The sequence below is a fragment of the Streptomyces sp. CA-278952 genome (assembly GCF_028747205.1).
Taxonomy (GTDB): Bacteria; Actinomycetota; Actinomycetes; order Streptomycetales; family Streptomycetaceae; genus Streptomyces.
The window spans coordinates 796182-815961 of sequence record NZ_CP112880.1; the positions used below are offsets into that span (position 1 = coordinate 796182).

18 protein-coding genes and 3 pseudogenes are annotated in these 19780 nt (G+C 69.0%); 14 read left to right on the forward strand and 7 right to left on the reverse strand.

Annotated features, from left to right (window positions below):
• The first annotated feature begins 465 nt into the window (after positions 1 to 465).
• A complete protein-coding gene (locus tag N7925_RS03400) occupies positions 466 to 1686 on the forward strand; it encodes a HEPN-associated N-terminal domain-containing protein (RefSeq protein WP_274342982.1) in 1221 nt (406 codons plus the stop codon).
• Positions 1687 to 1787: 101 nt separating this feature from the next.
• Here the strand turns inward: N7925_RS03400 and N7925_RS03405 are convergent, their stop codons facing one another.
• Positions 1788 to 2930, reverse strand: a complete 1143-nt coding sequence (locus N7925_RS03405) for an RES domain-containing protein (protein WP_274342983.1) — start codon at positions 2928 to 2930, stop codon at positions 1788 to 1790.
• A 169-nt stretch (positions 2931 to 3099) separates the two neighbouring features.
• Between N7925_RS03405 and N7925_RS03410 the strand changes: the two genes are divergently transcribed.
• The gene (locus N7925_RS03410) at positions 3100 to 3684 is read left to right on the forward strand and encodes a hypothetical protein (RefSeq protein WP_274342984.1); all 585 of its coding nucleotides are present in this window, start codon (positions 3100 to 3102) and stop codon (positions 3682 to 3684) included.
• Between the two features lie 214 nt (positions 3685 to 3898).
• Here N7925_RS03410 and N7925_RS03415 read toward each other — a convergent pair whose 3' ends face one another.
• Together N7925_RS03415 and N7925_RS03420 are read right to left on the reverse strand one after the other, a co-directional pair.
• A complete protein-coding gene (locus N7925_RS03415; protein ID WP_274342985.1) occupies positions 3899 to 4120 on the reverse strand; it encodes a hypothetical protein in 222 nt (73 codons plus the stop codon).
• Positions 4105 to 4305, reverse strand: coding sequence for a hypothetical protein (locus N7925_RS03420; RefSeq protein WP_274342986.1), 201 nt, complete (start codon positions 4303 to 4305; stop codon positions 4105 to 4107). Before N7925_RS03420 ends, N7925_RS03415 begins: the two co-directional genes overlap by 16 nt.
• Positions 4306 to 4397: 92 nt before the next feature.
• Between N7925_RS03420 and N7925_RS03425 the strand changes: the two are divergent.
• From N7925_RS03425 to N7925_RS03445, 5 genes and pseudogenes are all read left to right on the forward strand, one after another.
• Positions 4398 to 5166: pseudogene (locus N7925_RS03425) on the forward strand (transposase).
• 135 nt (positions 5167 to 5301) lie between these two features.
• Positions 5302 to 6110 (forward strand): IS5 family transposase gene (locus N7925_RS03430; RefSeq protein ID WP_274342618.1). Its coding sequence is split into 2 segments (ribosomal slippage): positions 5302 to 5641 and positions 5641 to 6110, totalling 810 coding nucleotides; the frame shifts between segments, so codons are not numbered across the junction.
• A gap of 543 nt (positions 6111 to 6653) precedes the next feature.
• Entirely contained in the window at positions 6654 to 6806 is a 153-nt protein-coding gene (locus N7925_RS03435; protein WP_274342987.1) for a hypothetical protein, read from the forward strand.
• Between the two features lie 486 nt (positions 6807 to 7292).
• A pseudogene (locus tag N7925_RS03440) lies at positions 7293 to 7790 on the forward strand (RNA polymerase sigma factor); the annotation flags it as partial.
• A 486-nt stretch (positions 7791 to 8276) separates the two neighbouring features.
• Positions 8277 to 8717: pseudogene (locus N7925_RS03445) on the forward strand (hypothetical protein); the annotation flags it as partial.
• 921 nt (positions 8718 to 9638) lie between these two features.
• On the opposite strand, the gene N7925_RS03450 reads toward N7925_RS03445, so the two are convergent.
• Together N7925_RS03450 and N7925_RS03455 are read right to left on the reverse strand one after the other, a co-directional pair.
• The gene (locus N7925_RS03450; protein WP_274342988.1) at positions 9639 to 10835 is read right to left on the reverse strand and encodes an MBL fold metallo-hydrolase; all 1197 of its coding nucleotides are present in this window, start codon (positions 10833 to 10835) and stop codon (positions 9639 to 9641) included.
• A 104-nt stretch (positions 10836 to 10939) separates the two neighbouring features.
• On the reverse strand, positions 10940 to 11380 hold the full coding sequence (locus N7925_RS03455; protein ID WP_265598024.1) for a PPOX class F420-dependent oxidoreductase: 441 nt from the start codon (positions 11378 to 11380) through the stop codon (positions 10940 to 10942).
• 113 nt (positions 11381 to 11493) lie between these two features.
• Between N7925_RS03455 and N7925_RS03460 the strand changes: the two genes are divergently transcribed.
• Complete coding sequence (locus N7925_RS03460) at positions 11494 to 11913, forward strand: TetR/AcrR family transcriptional regulator (RefSeq protein ID WP_274342989.1); 420 nt, start codon at positions 11494 to 11496, stop codon at positions 11911 to 11913.
• A gap of 52 nt (positions 11914 to 11965) precedes the next feature.
• Here N7925_RS03460 and N7925_RS03465 read toward each other — a convergent pair whose 3' ends face one another.
• Together N7925_RS03465 and N7925_RS03470 are read right to left on the reverse strand one after the other, a co-directional pair.
• Entirely contained in the window at positions 11966 to 12967 is a 1002-nt protein-coding gene (locus N7925_RS03465; RefSeq protein ID WP_274342990.1) for a DUF6745 domain-containing protein, read from the reverse strand.
• A gap of 66 nt (positions 12968 to 13033) precedes the next feature.
• Positions 13034 to 13360 (reverse strand): hypothetical protein, encoded by a 327-nt coding sequence (locus tag N7925_RS03470; protein WP_265598027.1) that lies wholly within the window; start codon positions 13358 to 13360, stop codon positions 13034 to 13036.
• 176 nt (positions 13361 to 13536) lie between these two features.
• Between N7925_RS03470 and N7925_RS03475 the strand changes: the two genes are divergently transcribed.
• The 6 genes from N7925_RS03475 to N7925_RS03500 are packed head-to-tail and all read left to right on the forward strand — an operon-like array spanning position 13537 to position 19778.
• Positions 13537 to 14490 carry an STM4015 family protein gene (locus N7925_RS03475; RefSeq protein WP_265598028.1) on the forward strand — a complete coding sequence of 318 codons (954 nt, stop codon included), beginning with the start codon at positions 13537 to 13539 and terminating at the stop codon, positions 14488 to 14490.
• Positions 14491 to 14496: 6 nt separating this feature from the next.
• Positions 14497 to 15456, forward strand: a complete 960-nt coding sequence (locus N7925_RS03480; protein WP_274342991.1) for an STM4015 family protein — start codon at positions 14497 to 14499, stop codon at positions 15454 to 15456.
• Entirely contained in the window at positions 15437 to 16594 is a 1158-nt protein-coding gene (locus N7925_RS03485) for an STM4014 family protein (RefSeq protein ID WP_274342992.1), read from the forward strand. The genes N7925_RS03480 and N7925_RS03485 overlap by 20 nt, the downstream gene beginning before the upstream one ends.
• A 43-nt stretch (positions 16595 to 16637) precedes the next feature.
• Positions 16638 to 17468, forward strand: a complete 831-nt coding sequence (locus tag N7925_RS03490; RefSeq protein WP_265603738.1) for an STM4013/SEN3800 family hydrolase — start codon at positions 16638 to 16640, stop codon at positions 17466 to 17468.
• A complete protein-coding gene (locus N7925_RS03495; RefSeq protein ID WP_274342993.1) occupies positions 17465 to 18847 on the forward strand; it encodes an STM4012 family radical SAM protein in 1383 nt (460 codons plus the stop codon). Before N7925_RS03490 ends, N7925_RS03495 begins: the two co-directional genes overlap by 4 nt.
• Positions 18848 to 18854: 7 nt before the next feature.
• Entirely contained in the window at positions 18855 to 19778 is a 924-nt protein-coding gene (locus N7925_RS03500; protein WP_274342994.1) for an STM4011 family radical SAM protein, read from the forward strand.
• Positions 19779 to 19780 lie beyond the last annotated feature (2 nt).

A 19780-nucleotide genomic window follows, 5' to 3' on the forward strand; every position in this document is an offset into this window, starting at 1 on the left:
AGACTCTCCCCCGGATGAATGAACCTCCGAAGCTACGAGGCATGGCGAAGGGAACGCAATGGCGCCTTGTAGCTGGTGAAGTCTTACGAGGCTTGAGTTGCGTAAAGAAACGCATGAGGTCGATGGAGTTTCGAAAACAGGAGCGATGCCGGCGGGGATGTACGGACTGAAAGCCAGCCGTGGTGGTTCGGCGCTTCTGCACCGCACCCTCGGGTACGCCCTCCCCGAGCCGCCTGCGAAGCCGGTCGGGCCATAACGCACCTGGCGCCGCCCCCGGTTTCGCAGACAGCTCCGGCACCGCCCCTGCGAGCGCGCGACCGTCTTCGCTCACCGTGCACCTGGGTGCTACCAATTCTCAACATGGGCTGATCCAATGATCGGCCACGCCCCTTCTGCCCCGGCGCACGCCCGCTGGCCCATCTGGTGCGGGAAGCCGAGCTATCGTGTCCGCGTGGGAGCAAGGACGTGTGGCAAGCGCAGACAGACCAGGGGTGGGACTACCAATACGGTTACGTCTGCGCCGAGTGCGTCGACGATGACTTCCTCGCCGCGAAGATCCAGGCGGATGCCCACAATGAAGATGCCTGCGACTACTGCGAGCGTGTCCCCGCAGCTCCCATCGACACTCTTCCGGAGGCCTTCTTCGACGGACTGCGTACCGAATACGCCCTGGCTGGCGATGAGTCCGCTTACTTCGAAGGCGAACTCGTGTCGGCCCACGACTGGGACGGCCCCGATCTCGTAGACTGCCACGCGGGGGTCTTGGTCAGCGACGAGCTGCAAGCGACCGTCCGCGAGGCCGCCCGGCGCGACGACGTCTGGGTGGAGCGAGACTTCATCGCTCCGCGCGAGGACGAGGCCCTGCTCGACGGTTGGCAACGCTTCAGCCACCAGGTGAAGTACCGTACCCGACACGTGTTCTGGCTGGCACCGCCCGACCGGGGCGAAGACCTTCTCGGTGGCGGCGAGATCCGGGCTGCCGCCGTTCTGGAGACCCTCGGCCAGCTCATTCCGCAAGCCGGCCTCGTGCGCGACCTCCCATCGGGATACCGGCTGTGGCGCGCACGCGCACATGAGACCGTCGAGGAGCACTGGAGTGCCAGCAAGCTAGGTACCGCGCTGCCGGAACAAGCCCGTCACCCCAACCGGATGAGCCCGGCTGGCATCCCGCTGTTCTACGGAGCCGACAGCCGCGAGACTGCCGTGCAGGAGGTCACCCGGCATGCCTCCGACCGCGCCACCTACGTCACCTCTGCCGCGTTCGAAACCACCTTGCCGTTCACGGTGGTCGACTTCACCCGCCTCGAGCCGGCCCCATCCTTGTTCGACACTGACCGCGCTCACCTGCGAAGAGCAATAAAGTTCCTCCACGAATTCGTGAAGCAGATCAGTGCCGACGCCGAGGGGCGCGAGCACCTCGACTACGTGCCCACACAGATCGTCACTGAATACCTCCTGAGAGTCTTCAACCCCCAGCATCCTGTCGCCGGACTAGTGTTCATTTCCTCCGCTGCCGGCCAAGGATCAGTCTGCACGGTTCTCGACACACCTCAGGACCACTGCCTAGACCCTGACGACCCAGTCTCGGGCGAACGGCCCGCACTGCGCGTGGTCCCCGGAACACTGCACGCCAACCAGCCTCTGCCGCTGCAGCCGGTGCGAACAGCAGCCTCAGCCAGTGACTAGAAGCACCCTTTTGCCGAGCCGTAACTGACGCCCGCCCCTGGCTTGCCGTTCATCTACTCCTCCGGTGCACGGTTCAACCGCGCCCCGTTCGAACAGGCTGCTCACGCTGGCATGGCAGCAGGTCCGGACATGAACGTCCCGGGCTCGAGGACGAGCAGATGGTCCTGCGGATGTGCAGGCGGATCGGTACAGTCTTCCGGGCCGACGAAGAGCACACAGTTCACACCTTGCGCCTGTACGGACTGGAAGCGGATACCTCTGACCAGTGAGGTGTCGTGCCGCAGGTAGTGGGTGAAGATCTGGGTGTATGCATAACCGCTGGCCTCGGCGTCGTCCGGGTCCAGGGGGCGGCCAACCTGTTCGGCGAAATGGTGCATGAAGTCGTAAAAGGGCCGCAGCTCCCGCTCGCGCCGGTCAAAGATGCTCGGGACGGGTTCGAGATCGACCAGGTCGAGAATCCAAACGTCACGGAGCAGGGAGAAGCGGCACGTGGCCACGGAAACCTGGCTGCTGCCGGCATGGTGGGCGCTCACTTCACACTGGGCGGTCAAGGCGTCCTCCGCGCCGTAGAACATTGAGACACCAGCCCCGCTCATGCGGTTGGCTGCCGCGCGGTCGGACGGCGCGGGCCCTAATGCCGCAGCAGTGCACTCAATCGGCTCGGCACTGACACGGCTGCGCCACAGAGTGGTGTCCGCTCCCAGCGGGACGATACGGCCCGTCCTGCGTGCTACGTGATAGATCACGTCGAGCATCTCGCGCGGGCCGTACTTCCGAAACTCCAGACTCTGCCCGGTAGAGCCTGTCTCAAGCACCGACAGGCCGCTGGCATCGACGGCCGCGCAAAAATCGTCCCAGCCCTGATACAGGGCATGTTCAGCCGTAGGCCAGGGATAGTCGCGCCGCACCCAGGCGTTACCGTCGTCGTACTCCTCGGCGACGATAGCCACCCTCGCGGTGACCGCATCTGACTCCCCGAGGATCTCCCTGATGATGTCGGGGAGCGTCATGGTCGGCGCTAGCCAGTCGCCGTCTTCAAACAAAACCGCCGCATCGGACGCGCGCTCATATGCCCAACGCACAGCCGACATGACCTCCTCAAGAAAATCACCAAAGTCGACAACTCCCTCGCCAGGCGTACTGCCGCAGAAATCGCATCGGCCAGGATCGCGGTAGCTAGCCAACTCCTGTCGCAGAGAGGCGTCTTGAATCTCGCCCAGACACAGGTACTGCTTCTCGCCCAACGCCCCTACTTTCATACTCTGGCGACTCAGAGTAGCGCCCAGAACACGCCTTCAGGCTGCACAGCGAATTCCCGCCCCGGCCGGGCAAGCAGGCTCTGGCTTGCCCGGCCGACTCTGTCCGGGTGCGTGCATACTGAGGCGCACTGGTAACGAGAACAGAGGCGAGAGTATGGCAGAGACGTGGATAGCCTTGGCCGTCGCGGTCGTCGGCGTGGCCGGCACCCTGGGGGCAGCGCAGCTGACGCAGAGCCGGGCCGACCGTACTAAGCGCCTGGAACTGCAGACACTGACCCAGCAGCAGCGGGAGGACCGAGACCACGCTGAACGAGTGCGGCAGGTCGAAGCCGAGGAAGCGCAGCGCCGTGAGCTGACCACCCAGCGTCGCGCCTGCTACATCACCCTCAATACCGCATCTCGCCAGTACCAAACCGCCGAGATCAATTACATGTACGCCCTGCGTACCGGCATCGATACACAGACCTGCCTGGAACAGATGGAAGCGCGCCGTACGGCTCATCGCGACAGCTACGCCGAAGCACAGATGATCGTGCCTTCTGCGGTGCTGGCCGCAGCGAGCGCGGCCAGCCGGCAGCTCAACCGCGGCTACGGGACGCTCAAGCAGATCGCTGCATCTCGACCGCTGGATGAGGCGGCCCTGGACGAATTCGCGGCAGAGGTGGAAACAGTCTGGATCTTGCTGTCGCAGATGCGTCATGCCATGCGCCAGGACCTTGGCGTCGACGACGAGATGTGAGCGGAATGCGCGGCGTCTGGAACCGCGCCACATGCGCGCCTACCTCGACGACAAGGCCGGAGAACTCGACACTATCTGGGACAGATTAGCGACGACCTGGACTCCTTGTGCAGTAGATGCCAATGCCTCCACCACCGGCTGGGGCCACCGCCTGGCCAACCTACACAGACCCACCACGCATGAGTGTGCCCGAAGTCGGGTAAACAGGCCTCACTCAGAGGCGATACGGGATGCCGGGGTCGACGACGCGCTTGAGCTTGACACGCACGCCGCCTTCGAAGTGCCGGTGCTCGGTGCCGGTGCCCAGGGCTTCGAAGAAGTCCTGGGCCCGTAGGCCGTGCTCCCTGTCCTCGAAAATGGCGAGGATCTGGCGGTATCTAAGGGTTGTCCCGCAACTGTCATCGGCAGTCCGCGTGCGGTCTACGGACGGACGCACCGCGCCAGCTCGCCGTACTTCATACCGCTGGAGTAGAGAAACCCCTGGTCATTACGCCCCATGAACTTGATGCCTTGCGTGCGCCGCTCCACATGAGTCAACCGGAGGACTTGGGTGCCCGCCTCGGTCGACAGCTCCAAGAGGTCGCCGGGCTGGAGGTCCTCTGCGAGGACATCGATTGTCATGGCGGGGATGGTACGGCTTGATCGTGAGGTGAACCGGCGAAGGGCGACTCGGAGGTGCCTGAGCAGACCGGCCACAGTGGGATGATCTTACTGTGGCTGGTGTGATCACGGCGTCGGAGCCCTCCTGGATAGCCCCGTTCAGCGGACTGAGTCCGCGGCAGTTCGGCAAGCTGGTGACGATGCTTCGGCGCGAGGGTGCGGACGCGGTCCGCAAAGGCCGGCCGTGGAGCCTTCCGCTGGAAGACCGGGCCCTGCTGGTCGCGGCCTACTGGCGCACGAACCTGACCATGCGCCAACTGGCCCCGCTATTCGGCGTTCCCAAGTCAGCGGCGGACCGGATCATTGACGACCTCGGGGCCGATGCTCGCCCTGCAGCCCCGCAAACGGTTCGCTAAGGACACCGTGCTCATCGTGGACGGCACCCTGGTGCCCACCCGCGATCACACCATTGCCGAGCAGTCGAAGAACTACCGCTACTCCACCAACCACCAGGTCGTCATCGACGCCGACACCCGCCTCGTCGTAGTCGTCGGCCGGCCCCTGCCCGGCAACCGCAACGACTGCAAGGCGTGGAAAGAGTCCGGCGCCAAGGATGCCGTCGGCTCGACCATGACCATCGCTGACGGTGGCTACCCGGGCACAGGGCTGGTGATGCCCCACCGGCGCCGCAAGGCCGAGGAGCTGCCGGGCTGGAAACATGCACATAACAGGTCTCACAAGCAGGTCCGCGCCCGCGTCGAGCATGTCTTTGCCCGCATGAAGACCTGGAAGGTCCTCCGCGATTGCCGCCTCAAAGGCGACGGAGTGCACCACGCCATGCTCGGCGTCGCACGGATGCACAACCTCGCTCTCGCCGGATAGGCCACAGCCGAACAGCCGCCCACCATGCCCGAGACCACTCAGAGATCATTTACGGGACAGCCCTTACTGATCGTTTCAGAATGAGATCGGTGTGGTGGCTTGGCAGTTGGGAGTTGGGTCGGCAGGATCTGTTGGGTGTCTGCTGATCTTGTGCCTGATGACCTGTGGGAACGCATAGCCCCGCTGCTGCCGGTTCGACCGCCTCGACGACACCGGTATCCCGGGCGGCTGCCGGCCGATGACCGTGCTGCTCTGCGGGGCATCGTCTACGTGCTGCGCAAGAGTGTGAGCTGGCGCGACGTTCCCGCAGAGCTGGTGGGCTGCAGCGGCGTGACAGCCTGGCGGCGCCTGCGGGACTGGACCGAGGCCGGAGTGTGGCCCCGCCTGCATGAGGTTCTTCTGGCGGAACTGCGTAAAGAGGGCCTGCTGGAGATGGACGACGCCGCGATCGACGGCTCGCACGTCAGGGCTCTCAAAGGGGGGCTCACACCGGACCTTCGCCGGTCGACCGGGCCCGGCCCGGCAGCAAGCACCACCTGATCGTCGACCGGCACGGAACCCCGCTCGCCGTTTCTCTGACCAGCGGAAACCGTCACGATGTTACCCAGCTCATGCCTCTGCTGGACGCCATACCCCGCATCCGCGGCCTGCGGGGCCGGCCACGCCAGCGGCCCCGGCGACTGTTCGCCGACCGCGGGTACGACTACGACAAGTACCGGCGTCTCGTCCGCGCCCGTGGGATCACACCCAAGATCGCCCGACGCGGCACCCCGCACGGCTCGGGACTGGGCAAGACACGCTGGGTCGTCGAGCGGACCTTCGCCTGGCTCCACCAGTTCAAACGACTGCGCATCCGCTACGAGATACGAGCCGACCTCCACCTCGCACTACTCCAACTCGCCTGCAGCATCATCTGCTTGAGACGACTCCGTACCTCATTCTGAAACGATCAGTTAGGGGACACCGTCACTGCCGACCCACACGTACGGAGCGGTGCGTTCATCGTCGACCCGCATTGCGATCTGTTTATCGAGAGTCTTGAGGTGACTGGCGGGAGCCGCAGCGTAGATGGTCGCTGTGGCCCGACGGAAGGGATATAGGCGGAAGTTTTCAATCCAGGCAGAGCCGTACTCGTCGAGGAAGGCGCGCTGTGGCCGTCCTTACCTGCGCGTACCTGCGCCTCATGATCAGAGAGCCCGAGGTCAAAGTACTCCTCGGCGCGGTTTTCGACCGTGGCTTGCACGCTGAAGTACGTCAGGCCCTTCGCCTTGTCGTCGCGGCACCTGGCAGAGGGGGTGTTGCCCCTCTTGGGTGTTGCCCCTCTTGAGACTGTGTCCCCGGACGCGGAGCCCTGTGAAGGCTTCGTCGTACTCCTGCCAGTCACCGATGACGTTCCGATGCAACACGCCCGACTCCTCCTCGACTGCCTGCCGACAGCGGTTCCCCCCACCAACCTACCGACACAATTCCCATGACTATCGGTTGCCATGTCCACGCGAGCAGAGCTGAACGGAGCGCTGAACATGTCCGCCGGGCTGGCCGCCCAGGAGTTCTACCATCTGTCGGTGGCCCGGCACGCGTGGCGGCGTTCGTCCGGCGCGCGTCGTGCCGCCTTCGGGCTCGGGCATGCCTGTGATTAGGGCAACGTTCGAGTTCCGCCGACTTGCAGGCGGATGCTCGTTGCTTCTTCACCCAGCGGGCCACCGGGGAGCCGCCCTGAATGGCGTTGACGGGCGCGGCGAATGTGCTGGCTCAAGGTACAGCACAGCGCACACATCGGGGAGTTGGCGGGCAGCCGGGAGCAAGGAGCGGTCTTCCTGAGCAAGCCCATGCCAAAGAATCATGAACGCGACGTCATGAGAATGACGTACCGCCGCCTCTCTCTTGTGAACGGCCACTGCGCGTCCTGAGCGCCACCGGCCCATAGTGCACGGGAGGTTGGACGGTGGAGCTCGCTGCCGCACTCTTGTCCGCGGTTGTTCCTCTGGTCCCTGCGGTCAAGCGTTGGCTGGACAGCATGGCGCTTCGCAACCGGTCCTCGGCCCGGGCCGAGATAATCCGTGCTCGGTCGGCCCATCAGGGCGCCTCTCGAGGTACGGCCGCGGAACGGAAATCGGAGGAAAGCAATGGCTGAGCGTGAAGTGGAGCCCGCTGAGGCTCTGGGTACTCTGTACGCTAACTACCGGGTCAGCCTCACAAACACCGCTCAGCAGGCGCTCCTCGCCCACGGCATCCCGGAGTCCGTCGTCTCGGCCGAGGATCTCGTGCAGAACGCCTTCGCCAAGGTGCTGCGTCATCCGGCGTCTGTCGAGTACCCGGTCAGCTATCTGCGCGTGGTAATCCGCACGGAAGCGGCCAACCGCGCGCGTCAGCAGGCCCGACACAGTGGGCTGGAAGCACGGCGTGCGGCCGATCCGCTGCGCTTCGACCCCTTGCAGTCCGCGGACATGGCCGCGCTGGTGGCCAACCGCTGTGCCGTCGAGCAGGCCATGGACGCCCTGACTCCCTCGCAACGCACCGCGGTATGGGCAACGAAGGGACTGGACTGCACCCAGGCCGAGACCGCAGTCATGATGGAGAAGGCGCCCGGCACTGTCGCCACTCATGTCTCGCGTGGCATGGCACTTCTGCGTGCGAGCCTCGTTGCCGCCGTGGTCGCCGGCATCGTTTGCGGGGTGGGCCATTTCATCGACGATCCGCTGCAGGACACTCCTCCTGCGAGGGGGCCGAGTAGAGGTTCAGGCCCGCTGTCCCCACAGTGGTGGCCCGGGAAACCAGCCCTGCTGTCCGCCCTGTACACGCACTGGCCGGTGTTCGTCCCGCCGGCGCTGATGGCCACGTGCGGCGTTGTCTTCTGGCTGTGGCGGCGATTCGGGGCCCACGGCAGGGCCGAGACACCATTCGGCACCTGCTTGGGCCTCCGGCGGACAGGCCAGGCCTGGCGGAGTTCGACCAACCAACTCGGGCTGCCCTTCACCGCTCGCGAAGTCACCCGCGACGCGATCATCTTCGTGGCCCCGAGTGACCTCTCCGCCGATTTCGTGCTGAAGAGTCTGGAGGCGGTAACCATCCTGATGGAGCGAAAGCTGGGCCGCACCGTTCACCTGGAACTGTTCGGGGGACTCTCGTCGCGGCAGCAGAGTTCTCCTGACAGCCGACTGCGGGACGCATTCGACCTGACCGGCTGGTCCAGGGGCGAACTCGCCAGAAAAGTGAACCGGCAGGCTGCCACCCTGGGGTACCGGCAGGTCGCGACAGACACCTTGAGGGTGCGCCGTTGGCTCGACCTGGGGGAGAAGCCACGCGATCCCGTACCGCAACTGCTCGCCGCACTGTTCACCGAGCGTCTCGGTCGTGTCGTGACCACCGAGGACCTCGGCTTGACCCGTCCCGCAAGCGTGTGGGCACGCCGCAACAGTGCGGAGCAGCAACACCCTGCTGGGCTGCCATGGGCGCCCGAGCGGACCGCCGTGGTGCTCACGGAATTCGCGGGCATGGACCTCATGCTCAATCGCCGCGGCCTCGTAAGCGAGAACGCCTCGCTCCCAGCCGATCGATCGGATTCACTGTCAGGGAACGCCTTGACAAGGACAGTCCCGTCGGACGCCGGGCCGAAAGTATCAGAGACCTGAGTTCCAGCTCGCCTCCTGAACTTGATCGGGTGGTGTCGGACTGTTTACCAAACAGTGTCAAGGCGGCCTCGGTAGTCCTCGTGCGGTGAGATATTCGCGGGGAGCTTGACCGACGACGAAAGAGCCACGCGGGAGCAGGTCCGGCGTCAGGCCGCGACTGGCTTCGAGGCTGGCGGGGACCGGGAGTTCCCACGCTGCGGATCTCGGAGCGGTCGGTGGAACGTTGGCAACGCAGTGAGGCGAGGGCGGCCCTGCCCGAAGTGGCCTCCAAGGGGTCACCTGGTCGCCCCCGACTATCTGACGCGCAGACGGCTAGGTTGGAGCGGGGGCTGGAGCGCGGCCCGCTGGCACGGGTGACGCAGAACACCTTAATCCGGGTGAGACCCCTGGGCAGTGGTTTCCCCCGGAGCTCTCCCCTGCGATCTCACGGGTACATGAGCCAAAGTGCTGGGCCTGCTCGCCCGCCTCGGGCCTCGCCAGGACTCACACTTTACATATAGACGGCGCTCTTTCCGCGGCAGACGGGACGATTCCTGAGAACCGGCACCGCCGGGCCATGGGGACAACGAGGTTTTCCCTTCCTCGTGTAGATCAGTTTGTCCCCGCCAGCCCGGCGCAACGAACTTCGCCAGCCAACGAAACGCCGCGACTCAGACGATGCGAGTCTTGACCACAATGGGCGATGGGCCCTGCGTAGAGGGCAACGATGTGGACTGTCGCGGCACAACCGACGGTCCCTCTCGGGAGGGACCTCGATAGCCGCCCCCGTACCGTCCCGCTCCTCGCGCGGCACGTGGCCAAGCAACTGAGCGAGCTGCTCGAGATCCCCCTCGCTCTCTGTCACCGCTCACCCGCAAGGTCGACTTCCTCTCGCTGCACCGGTGGCGTATCCGTCACCTTCGGACGCCGCCACGGGGTCACGATCGGCTGGGACACCGGACGCCACCATGGCTCGGTCGGCAGCTTCCCCGCCGGCTCGAACGGCTCGCCCGGCCGGGGGAATGCCACCGCCTGCCCGGCCTCCTCACCGGCGTCCTTCGTCCACTCGCCCGGTTCCGCCCAGGCGTGCGGGGCCAGATTGAAGGTGCCCCAGTGGATCGGCAGCAGTACGCCGTGCGGGCGACCGCCCTGGAGGTCCAGGTGGGCGCGCATGCCTTCGGCGGGGGTCATGTGGATGTCCGGCCAGTACTCCGAGTACGCGCCGATCTGGATCATGGTGGCGTCGAAGGGCCCGTGTCCGGCCCCGATGTCCCGGAAGCCGGGGAAATAGCCGGTGTCCCCACTGTGGTAGATCCGGTGCTCCGGACCCGCGACGGCCCACGACGCCCAGAGGGCGTGCTGCTGGTTGCGCAGCCCGCGGCCGCAGAAGTGGCGTGCCGGGGTGGCGGTGAGGCTGATTCCGGCGACGGTCGCGGTCTCGTTCCAGTCGAGCTCGCGCATCCGGCTCGTGGGGACGCCCCAGCGCTCCAGATGGGCTCCGACACCGAGAGGCACGGCGAAGACCGTGCCGGTGCCGGCCAGTGCGTGGATCGTCGGCAGGTCGAGGTGGTCGTAGTGGTCGTGGGAGATGACGACCACGTCGACGGGTCCGAGCGCGGCCAGCGACAGCGGAGTGGGGTGCAGGCGCTTGGGCCCGGCGAAGGGGAACGGGGAACAGCGCTCGCCCCAGACCGGGTCGAACAGGACCCGCCGCCCGTCGATCTCCGCCAGCACGCTGGAATGGCCCATCCAGGTCAGCCGGAGCCCGGTGGCGGGGGGTACGGCCAGATCGGCGAGGGTCGTGGCGTGGACGGGCACGTTGCCCATCGGCGTCCTGCGGGCCCGCTGCTCCTTGTGGAAGTAGATCTTGGCGAACTCGACGGTGGACCCGGAGGGCCTGGTCCGCGCCCCCACCGGGTTCTGGAACACTCCGTCGACGAAATGGGGCGAGCGGCGGATGCGCTCCATCCGCGCTCCGGCCGGATCGGCTCCGAAGGACTCGGTGCGCATCGCGCGCAGTCTCGTGCGGAACGGAAGCAAGTAGTCAGCGCCGGTCACAACATCTCCTGAGGGAGTCGGTGTCGTCTCATTATGGTCGGCCTGTACGACAGGGCGAGCCCAGAAGATGCTGAACGGGGCAACCGGCCCGGCCGGCGGCGACATCAGCCACGCGGCTGCCCGTAGACATGGTCGACGCGCAGGGTGAGCAGCACCCTGCGGTCCTCGACCATGGCCCGCCGGTAGTCGTCCCAGTCGGGGTGTTCGCCCCTGACGTCCCGGTAGAGCGTGATCAGCGCCTCCACCGTGGCGTCGTCGGGCGCCGCGGCGGGCGGGGTCAGCTCGGCGGTCCCGTCGGCGACGGTCCAGGCCCAGCGGTCGTCACTGGTGACGTGGTAGCTCGCCCGGGGGTCGCGCCGCAGGTTACGGGTCTTGGCGCGGTCCTCGGTGATCGAGACACGGACCACCCGCTCCTCGGGAGAGAAGGCGTGATTGACGTTGGACAGCTGGGGGCGTCCGTCCTGCTTCAGAGTGACCAGGACTCCGCCGTCGTGCTCACCGAAGAGACGGAGCAGTGCGTCCTGTGCCGGTTCGATTCGCGTCATGCAGGATGCAACGTCCGGGCGCTCCGGAGGATTCCGGTGCGCCGCCTCCGCCGATGCCTCCGTCGGACGCCGTCCCACCGTCACTGACCTGGCGTATTGGTCAGGGTGGCCCGGTGGCTGGAGTCCGGTTGAACGTGGCGGAGCGGCGTGAGGAGCTGTTGCGCGCGACGGTCGGGCAGGTCGAGGCCCGTGGGGTCTCGTCCGTGCGGATCGCGGATGTGGCCTCGGTGCTGGGCGTGAGCAACGCGCTCGTCCTCTACCACTTCTCGACCAAGGAGAAGCTGGTCGTGGCGGCTTTCGCGTACGCGGCCGAGGCCGATCTCGAGGATCCCCGGTCGGCGGCCTGGCGGCTGACCGCCCTGCTGGACGGGATGGCGGTGCAGACGACCTCGTACGCGGGTCCGCTCTCCCGGGCCACGATGCTGCGGTGGACCGACGAGGCGCTCGCCCGTGAACTGGGCATCGGCCTGGCGGAGCTGACCGGTCCGCCGGCCGCCGAACCCTACGGAGCGGATCGTTCCGCGACCGGCTGACAGCCGCGCCCGAACGCCCGGCGCCCCGGCTCCTCGGTCAGGTCAGGTCTGGTCAGGTCTGGCGCACCGGTGCGTAGGCCGCTCCGTCCAGTCCGAACGTCCAGGCCACCCCCTCCTTCGCGGTCCGGGTGGCGGGCGGCACGCGCAGCCAGTAGGTGCGGTACGTACCGTCCGGCTCGGGGGTGGAGTTGACCACCTCGACCATCACCACGTCCTCGTCGCCCGCGAGGGAGATGCGCCAGAGGATGCCCGTCTCGTCGCGGTGGACCGGTTCGGCGCCCGACTCGGTGAGATACCGGTCGTAGCCGTAGTACTCCAGCATCACGCGGCGCAGCTCCGCGTTCTCCTCGGCGCGGATCCGCTCGGGGGTGAGGGAGGACAGCTCGGCCAGGAACGCGGCGGGAACGGGCATGCCGCGCCAGGCGTGGAGGGCGAAGCCGTCCCCGTAGGCGAGGGCCGGTCCCTCGCCGTGGTCGAGCCGGCCCGCCTCGTCGCGGTGGAGGACGTCGGGCCGCTCGCTGATGACCGCGGCGTGCTCGTAGGGCCACCACCAGCCGGCGTTGCGGGCCACCTCCGCGAGGCCCGTCAGCCGGTCGCCCCGCCCGTCGAAGGCGGCGAGCCAGGCGGCGTCGTGCTGGCCGAGCACGGCGTCCAGGAGCACCAGCCGCACGGCGCCCTCGTCCGCGGGTCGCGGCGCCAGGTCCGCGACGACACCGGTCCGTATCCGCTCGGCGAGTGCGCCCGTGGTCTCCCACAGCTGGGCTCCGGTGGCGGACCAGAGCGCCGACCAGCCCGCCGGGCCCAGCTCGTCGTACATCCGGCGGCGCTCCTCGGCCCATGGGCGGGTGCGGACCTCCTCGCGCACCGACCGTCCGGCGTCGGCCAGCTTCTCCACCGTCTCGACGGCGGCCCGCGGCGATGCGGCCCAGATGATCCGGTCCGGCTCGGCCAGGCCCGCGGTGCGATAGGCGCGCCGCACACCGGCCTCGGCCGCCGCCCGGTCCGCCCGGCCGGTCGCCGCCGCCACGCTCCGCCAGGAATTCACGTTCTGCATCGGTTGTCCCCGTCCCCTGCTGTGCTCGTTCTGGAAAGCTGTGCTTGCTCCGGCGTGGCGGAACGGTCAGTCCGCCACGATCCGGATCGCGCCGGGTGCGTACTCCCGCTGCCGCACGACGCGGAACCAGCCCCTGGGGAGCGGGATCACCGCGTGCTCCTCGTGCACCACCCGCCCGCCCTCGGGGAGATGGAGCAGCATCGGGCCGAACTGACCCGCTTCCCGGATCAGCCGGCCGGGGCCCTGCACGGCGTGCGCGTGTCCGGTGACCTCTCCCAGCGCGAGCACCAGCCGCCCCCGCCCGTCGCGCAGTTCGCCCGGGGCCTCCAGGAAGGGGGCGGGCACCGCCGACTCCTCCAACTCCATGATCAGTACATCGCCCTGCCGGTACACAGACGTCTCCCCTCGGTCGCGGCACCCGCTGTGCCGACCATGGGAAAAACGCTACGGGCAGGGTCTGACAACGGACCGCCGCGGCGGCCGTGGACGGGTCCCGGTCGCGGCGTTGTCAGTGCGGCTTGATAAACCTTGCGGACATCCGCAGTCCCCAGGAGCAGGAGTTCAGGGCCATGTACGGTGCGCAGCATCTGCACGAGTTCGGCGGCCTTCCGGTCGTCGACTTCCAGCACACGTCCGACGAGGGCTCCCGGCCCGCCGCGGACGCCGTGGCCTGGCGTGTCTCCGTCGACCCGTACGACGACGACGACCGGCCCTGGGAGGAGGAGTTCGCCGACTTCCTGGACAAGGTCGACCCGGCCGGCGTCCGAGCCCTGCTCATCGGCCAGTGGGGCGAGGCGTACGAGGAGACCTCCTCCGCGGCGATCGGCCGGGTGATCGCCGCCGCCGACCGGCTGACCTCGCTGGAGGCGGTGTTCGTCGGGGATCTGGAGGCGGAGGAGGCCGAGATCACCTGGATCCAGCAGTCGGACGTGACCGTGCTGCTGGCCGCCTTCCCCGGGCTGACGGAGTTCGGCGTGCGCGGCGGCTCCGGGCTGGTGTTCCCGCCGGCGAAACACGCTGCGCTGCGGTCGCTGACCGTCCAGGCGGGCGGTCTCCCCGCCGAGGTGGTCCGGGGTGTGCTGGACAGCGAACTGCCCGCGCTGGAGCGGCTGGACCTCTGGCTCGGTGTGTCCGCCTACGAGGGCGATACCGACCTCGCCGACCTCGCTCCGCTGCTGGCCGGCACCCGTTTTCCCCGGCTGAACCACCTGGGCGTGCGCAACAGCGAGATCCAGAACGAGATCACGTCGGCCGTCGCCTCGGCTCCGGTAGTCGCCCAGCTGCGGGTCCTCGACCTGTCGAACGGGACGCTGGGCGACGAAGGGGCGGCCGCCCTCCTCGAAGGGCAGCCGCTGACCCATCTGGAACTCCTCGATCTCCACCACCACTTCCTCACCGACGCGATGGCCGAGCGGGTCCGTTCCGCCCTGGAGCCGCACGGCGTGCGGGTCGACCTCTCCGAGAAGTGCGAGCCCTGGGGCGACCGGGGTGCCGAGGGCCGCTACACCGCCGTCTCGGAGTAGGGCGCCATGACATACATCGGCCTCGAGCACCTTGACCGCTTCCACGGGCTGCCGGTCCACACCCCGGCGCCGTCGTCCGGATTCCTGCCCGCCGCCGAGACCGTGGCCTGGCGGCTGGAGGGCGACTACGGCGAGGACAGGGACTTCGCCGGCTGGTGGCAGGAGTTCCTGGACACGGTGGACACGGCCCGGGTCCAGGCGCTCGTCGTCGGCCCCTGGTGGCATGACGGCCACACGCCGTTCGCCCCGGTGATGGAGCTGATCGTCGCCCACGCGGACCGCTTCCCCGGGCTGCGCGGGCTCTTCCTCGCCGATGTCGTGGATGAGGAGTGCCATGTGTCCTGGTTGCAGATGTGCGACATCACCCCGGTGCTCGAAGCGCTGCCGCTGCTGGAGGAGTTCGCCGTGCGTGGCTGTGGCCGGGAGGGGCTGGGGCTGCGCCCGCTGCGCCATGCGTCGCTGAAGTCGCTGCGCTTCGAGTCCGGCGGCCTGCCCGGCGAGGTGGTGCGGGCGGTCTCCGCGAGCCAACTGCCCGCGTTGGAGCGGCTGGACCTGTGGTTCGGCAGATCGTGGTACGGCGGCGACGCCACCGTCGACGACATCCGGCCGGTCCTGTCGGGGGGCGTGTTCCCCCGGCTGCGCCACCTGGGGCTGCAGAACAGCGAGATACAGGACGAGATCGCCGCCGCGGTCGGTTCCGCGCCCGTCGTCGCCCAGTTGGAGACCCTGGCGCTGTCGATGGGCACCCTGAGCGACACGGGCGGCGAGGCCCTGCTCAACGGGCAGCCCCTGAACCACCTGGCCACGCTCGACCTGCGCCACCACTACCTCACCGAGCCGGTGCTGGACCGCGTCAGGACCGCGTGTGCCCCGGCCGTCGTCGAGGCGGGCGAGGCCGAGAAGGACTACGGGGACCCGGACGACGAGGACTACGAACCGGAACGCTATGTCGCGGTCAGCGAGTAGCGGCGGGGACGGCCCGGTGCCGCGCTTCGCGGTCGTCGGCAATCCGGACAACCGCCGGGTCGCCTTCTTCGAGGAGGCCGTGCGCTCGGCCGGGCTGCCGCCGGCCCGGGTGGTGCCCTGGCTCCGGGTGCTGCGCGGCGAGGCGGCGTTCGCGGCGGGCGAGAGCGTACGGATCGATTCGCCCGGTGAGGACGACGAAGTGGAGCGGCTGCTCCGCGGGGTCGACGACCCGACCCGGGTGGAGGGTTCGGCCCGGTGGTACGAGCGCTTCACCGCGGCGGTGGGCGCGGTGGCGGGCGCCGCCTCGGCCGCCGGCGCCGAGGTGCTGGGCTCCCCCGGTGACATCGCCGTGCTCTTCGACAAGCGGCTGTGCCACGGGCTCCTCGACCGTGCGGGGGTCCCCGTGCCCGCCTCCCCGACGTCCGGCCCCGGGGCGGCCCCGGTGCGCGGCTGGTCCGACGTACGGGAGTTGCTGCGCGAGCATCGGATGCCCCGGGCGTTCGTGAAGCTCGCGCACGGCTCCTCCGCCTCCGGGGTGCTGGCGGTGGAGACGGCGGGACCCGGCCGGGTCCGGGCGAGCACCTCCGTGGAGCGGGACGCGTCGGGCCGGCTGTTCAACTCGCTGCGGGTGCGGCGCTACAGCTCGGAGGCGGAGGTCGGCGCGGTCGTGGACGCGCTGGCCCCGGACGGGCTGCACATCGAGCGCTGGCTGCCGAAGGCGTCCCAGCGGGGACGGGCCGCGGATCTGCGGATCGTGGTGGTCGGCGGCCGGGCGACGCACGCCGTGGTGCGGACGAGCACGAGCCCCATGACCAATCTGCATCTGGGCGGAGCGCGCGGCGACCTCGACGAGGTCCGGGCCGCCGTGGCGGCCGCCGGCGGCTGCTGGCGTGAGGCGCTGGCGATGTGCGAGCGGGCGGCGGCCTGCTTCCCCGGGACGCCCTGTGTGGGCGTCGACCTCCTGCCCACGGCCGGCTGGCGGCGCTTCGCCGTCGGCGAGGTCAACGCTTTCGGCGACCTGCTGCCCGGACTGACCGGTCTGCCGGGCAGCGGCGCCGAGGGTCTGAACACCTATGCGGCGCAGGTCGCCGCCGTACTGGACCGAGCAAGGAACCACCGTGCCGTCACCCCTTCCTGACCCCGACACGTCCCCGCTGCCCGGCGGCTGCGGCCGGCCCGACATGGGCGAGGTCGTGGGAAGCCACGATCTGCTGCTGGTCACCCTGGACACCCTGCGGCACGATGTCGCCGTCGAGCTGGCAGATGCCGGGCGGCTCCCCAACCTCGCCCGGCATCTGCCCGGGGGCGGCTGGGAGGAGCGGCATGCTCCGGGCAGCTTCACCTACGCCTCGCACCAGGCGATGTTCGCCGGGTTCCTGCCGACGCCCGCCTCCCCCGGCCCGCATCCCCGGTTGTTCGCGGCGCGGTTCGCGGGCAGTGAGACGACGGCGGACGGCACGTTCGTGTTCGACACGCCGGATCTGGTGTCGGGGCTGGCCGCCGAGGGTTACCGCACGGTGTGCGTCGGCGGGGTCGGCTTCTTCAACCGTCAGGGGCCGCTCGGATCGGTGCTGCCCGGGATGTTCCAGGAGAGCCACTGGGAACCCGGCTTCGGCGTCGCCTCCCCCACCTCGTTCGAGGAGCAGGTGGCCAGGGCGGAGCAGGTCGTCGCGGCGCTCCCCCGGGAGCAGCGGCTGTTCCTCTTCGTCAACGTGTCCGCCCTGCACCAGCCGAACTGGTTCCATCTGCCCGGGGCGACCCATGAGGCGGGCGACTCCCGGGCCACGCACGCGGCGGCCCTGGAGTACGTGGACCGGCACATCGGCCGGCTCTTCGCCGCGGCGAGCAGCCGTCGCCGGTGCTTCGCCATCGTCTGCTCGGACCACGGCACCGCCTACGGCGACGACGGCTACACCGGTCACCGGCTCGGCCACCCGGCCGTCTGGACCGTCCCGTACGCCCACTTCTTCCTCGAACCATCCGCGTCGCTCGCCCCGGGGGCCGCCCGATGACCACCACCGTCGCCGCGGGAGCGGCCACCGCCGTCCGGCCGTACGAGAGTTACGTCTACGCCTATCCGCACAAGACGGCCTACCGGCCGCTTCGGGACCGTCCGGCGCTGCGGTCGCTGTGGGCGGCGGAGCCCAAGGACGCGCTCTCCCTCTACCTCCACATACCGTTCTGCGAGGTCCGCTGCGGTTTCTGCAACCTCTTCACCCGGATCGGCGCGCCCGAGGAGCTGACAACGCGCTATCTGGACGCGTTGGAGCGGCAGGCCGTCGCCGTGCGGGACGCGCTGGGCGACGAGGAGCCGGTGCGGTTCGCCGCGGCGGCGTTCGGGGGCGGCACGCCGACGTTCCTGACCGCGAGTGAGCTGGAGCGGCTCTGCGACATAGCGGAGAAGCGGATGGGCGCCGACCTGCGCTCGGTGCCGCTGTCGGTGGAGACCTCCCCGTCCACGGCGACGGCGGACCGACTGGCGGTGCTGGCCGACCGGGGCACGACGCGGATCAGCATCGGTGTGCAGAGTTTCGTGGACGAGGAGGCGCGGGCCGCCGTCCGTCCGCAGCGTCGCGCCGATGTGGAGGCGGCGCTCGGCCGGATCCGCGAGGCCCGGATCCCGGTGCTGAACATCGACCTGATCTACGGCATCGACGGGCAGACCGAGCGCAGCTGGCTCTCCTCGCTGGACGCGGCGCTGGCCTGGCGGCCGGAGGAGCTGTATCTCTATCCGCTGTACGTCCGCCCGCTCACCGGTCTGCACCGCCGGGGCGCGGCGGCCGGCGCCGAGGCGGAGGCCCTGGAGCAGGCCGCCTGGGACGAGCAGCGGCTGCGGCTGTACGCGGTGGGGCGGGACCATCTGCTGGCGCACGGCTACGAACAGGTGTCGATGCGGATGTTCCGGCGGTCCGACGGACCGCGGGAACAGAAGGGTCCCGAGGACTACGCCTGCCAGACCGACGGCATGATCGGCCTCGGCTGCGGTGCCCGTTCGTACACGGCGGCCCTGCACTACTCCTTCGACTACGCGGTGGACATGCGGGAGATCCGGTCGATCATCGACGGGTTCACCGCCGTCGAGGACTTCTCCCGGGCCGAGGTCGGCCGGTACGTCGACGCGGACGAGGCGCGACGGAGGCATCTGCTGCAGTCGCTGCTCCAGGCGGCGGGGCTGCCGGTGGCGGACTACCGGGCCCGGTTCGGTACGGATCCGGGCGCGGATTTCCCGGCCGAGCTGGCGGGGTTCGCGGCCCGTGGCTGGCTGGACGCGTCGGCGCCGGACGGTCTGCTGAGGCTGTCCCCGTCGGGCCTCGCCCACTCCGACGCGCTGGGTCCCGCGCTGTTCTCCCCCGGGGTGCGGGCCGCGATGGCCGCGTACGAGCGGAGGTGACGGGGCCATGGACCTGACGATTCTCTACCGGGGCCCGCTCGCCTCCTGCGACTACGACTGTCCGTACTGCCCGTTCGCCAAGCGGCGGGACAGCCGCGCGCAGCTCACGGCGGACCGGGAGGCGCTGGAGCGGTTCACCGGCTGGGCCGCGGAGCGGACCGGTGACCGGCTGTCCGTGCTGTTCACCCCGTGGGGCGAGGGCCTGGTGCGCTCCTGGTACCGGCGGGCGCTGACCGATCTCTCACGGCTGCCGCACATCGGGCGGGTGGCGATCCAGACGAACCTGAGCGGCCGCACCGACTGGCTGGCCGACGCCGATCCGGAGCGGGTCGCGCTCTGGTGCACGTACCACCCGGGGCAGACACCGTACGAGCGGTTCCTGGGCAAGTGCCGGGAGCTGTCCGCGAGGGGAATCCGCTACAGCGTCGGCGTGGTGGGCTTCGACGCCCATCTGGAGGAGGCGCGGCGGTTGCGGGCGGCGCTGCCGCAGGAGGTCTATCTCTGGGTGAACGCCGCCGAGGGCCACACCTACACCGACGCGGAGGCGGCGCGGTGGACGGAGCTGGATCCGCTGTTCCCCTACAGCCGTGATCCGCACCGTTCGGCGGGGCTGCCCTGCCGGACGGGCGAGTCGGTGATCTCGGTGGACGGCGACGGCACGGTGCGGCGCTGTCACTTCGTCAAGGCGGAGCTGGGGAATCTCTACGACGGCAGCTACCGCCGGGCGCTCGGCCCGCGGTCCTGTCCGCTCGCCGTGTGCGACTGCCACATCGGTTATGTGCATCTGGAGTCGCTGCCGCTGTACGACGTGTTCGCGGGCGGTGTCCTGGAGCGGATACCGGCAGGAAACCCCCCGGCCGGGGGCACGCCGCCGGTCGGGCTCGTGGTGCCGGGCCCGACCCGGCGTGCGCTTCCCCTGCTGGAGCCCTGACC

What these genes read in the sequence shown, in the direction of transcription:
- N7925_RS03410 (WP_274342984.1), top strand. Translation starts at nt 3,100, where the DNA reads ATGGCAGAGACGTGGATAGCCTTGGCCGTCGCGGTCGTCGGCGTGGCC.
- N7925_RS03420 (WP_274342986.1), bottom strand. Translation starts at nt 4,305, where the DNA reads ATGACAATCGATGTCCTCGCAGAGGACCTCCAGCCCGGCGACCTCTTG.
- N7925_RS03435 (WP_274342987.1), top strand. Translation starts at nt 6,654, where the DNA reads ATGTCCACGCGAGCAGAGCTGAACGGAGCGCTGAACATGTCCGCCGGG.
- N7925_RS03455 (WP_265598024.1), bottom strand. Translation starts at nt 11,380, where the DNA reads ATGACGCGAATCGAACCGGCACAGGACGCACTGCTCCGTCTCTTCGGT.
- N7925_RS03465 (WP_274342990.1), bottom strand. Translation starts at nt 12,967, where the DNA reads ATGCAGAACGTGAATTCCTGGCGGAGCGTGGCGGCGGCGACCGGCCGG.
- N7925_RS03475 (WP_265598028.1), top strand. Translation starts at nt 13,537, where the DNA reads ATGTACGGTGCGCAGCATCTGCACGAGTTCGGCGGCCTTCCGGTCGTC.
- N7925_RS03480 (WP_274342991.1), top strand. Translation starts at nt 14,497, where the DNA reads ATGACATACATCGGCCTCGAGCACCTTGACCGCTTCCACGGGCTGCCG.
- N7925_RS03485 (WP_274342992.1), top strand. Translation starts at nt 15,437, where the DNA reads ATGTCGCGGTCAGCGAGTAGCGGCGGGGACGGCCCGGTGCCGCGCTTC.
- N7925_RS03490 (WP_265603738.1), top strand. Translation starts at nt 16,638, where the DNA reads ATGGGCGAGGTCGTGGGAAGCCACGATCTGCTGCTGGTCACCCTGGAC.
- N7925_RS03495 (WP_274342993.1), top strand. Translation starts at nt 17,465, where the DNA reads ATGACCACCACCGTCGCCGCGGGAGCGGCCACCGCCGTCCGGCCGTAC.
- N7925_RS03500 (WP_274342994.1), top strand. Translation starts at nt 18,855, where the DNA reads ATGGACCTGACGATTCTCTACCGGGGCCCGCTCGCCTCCTGCGACTAC.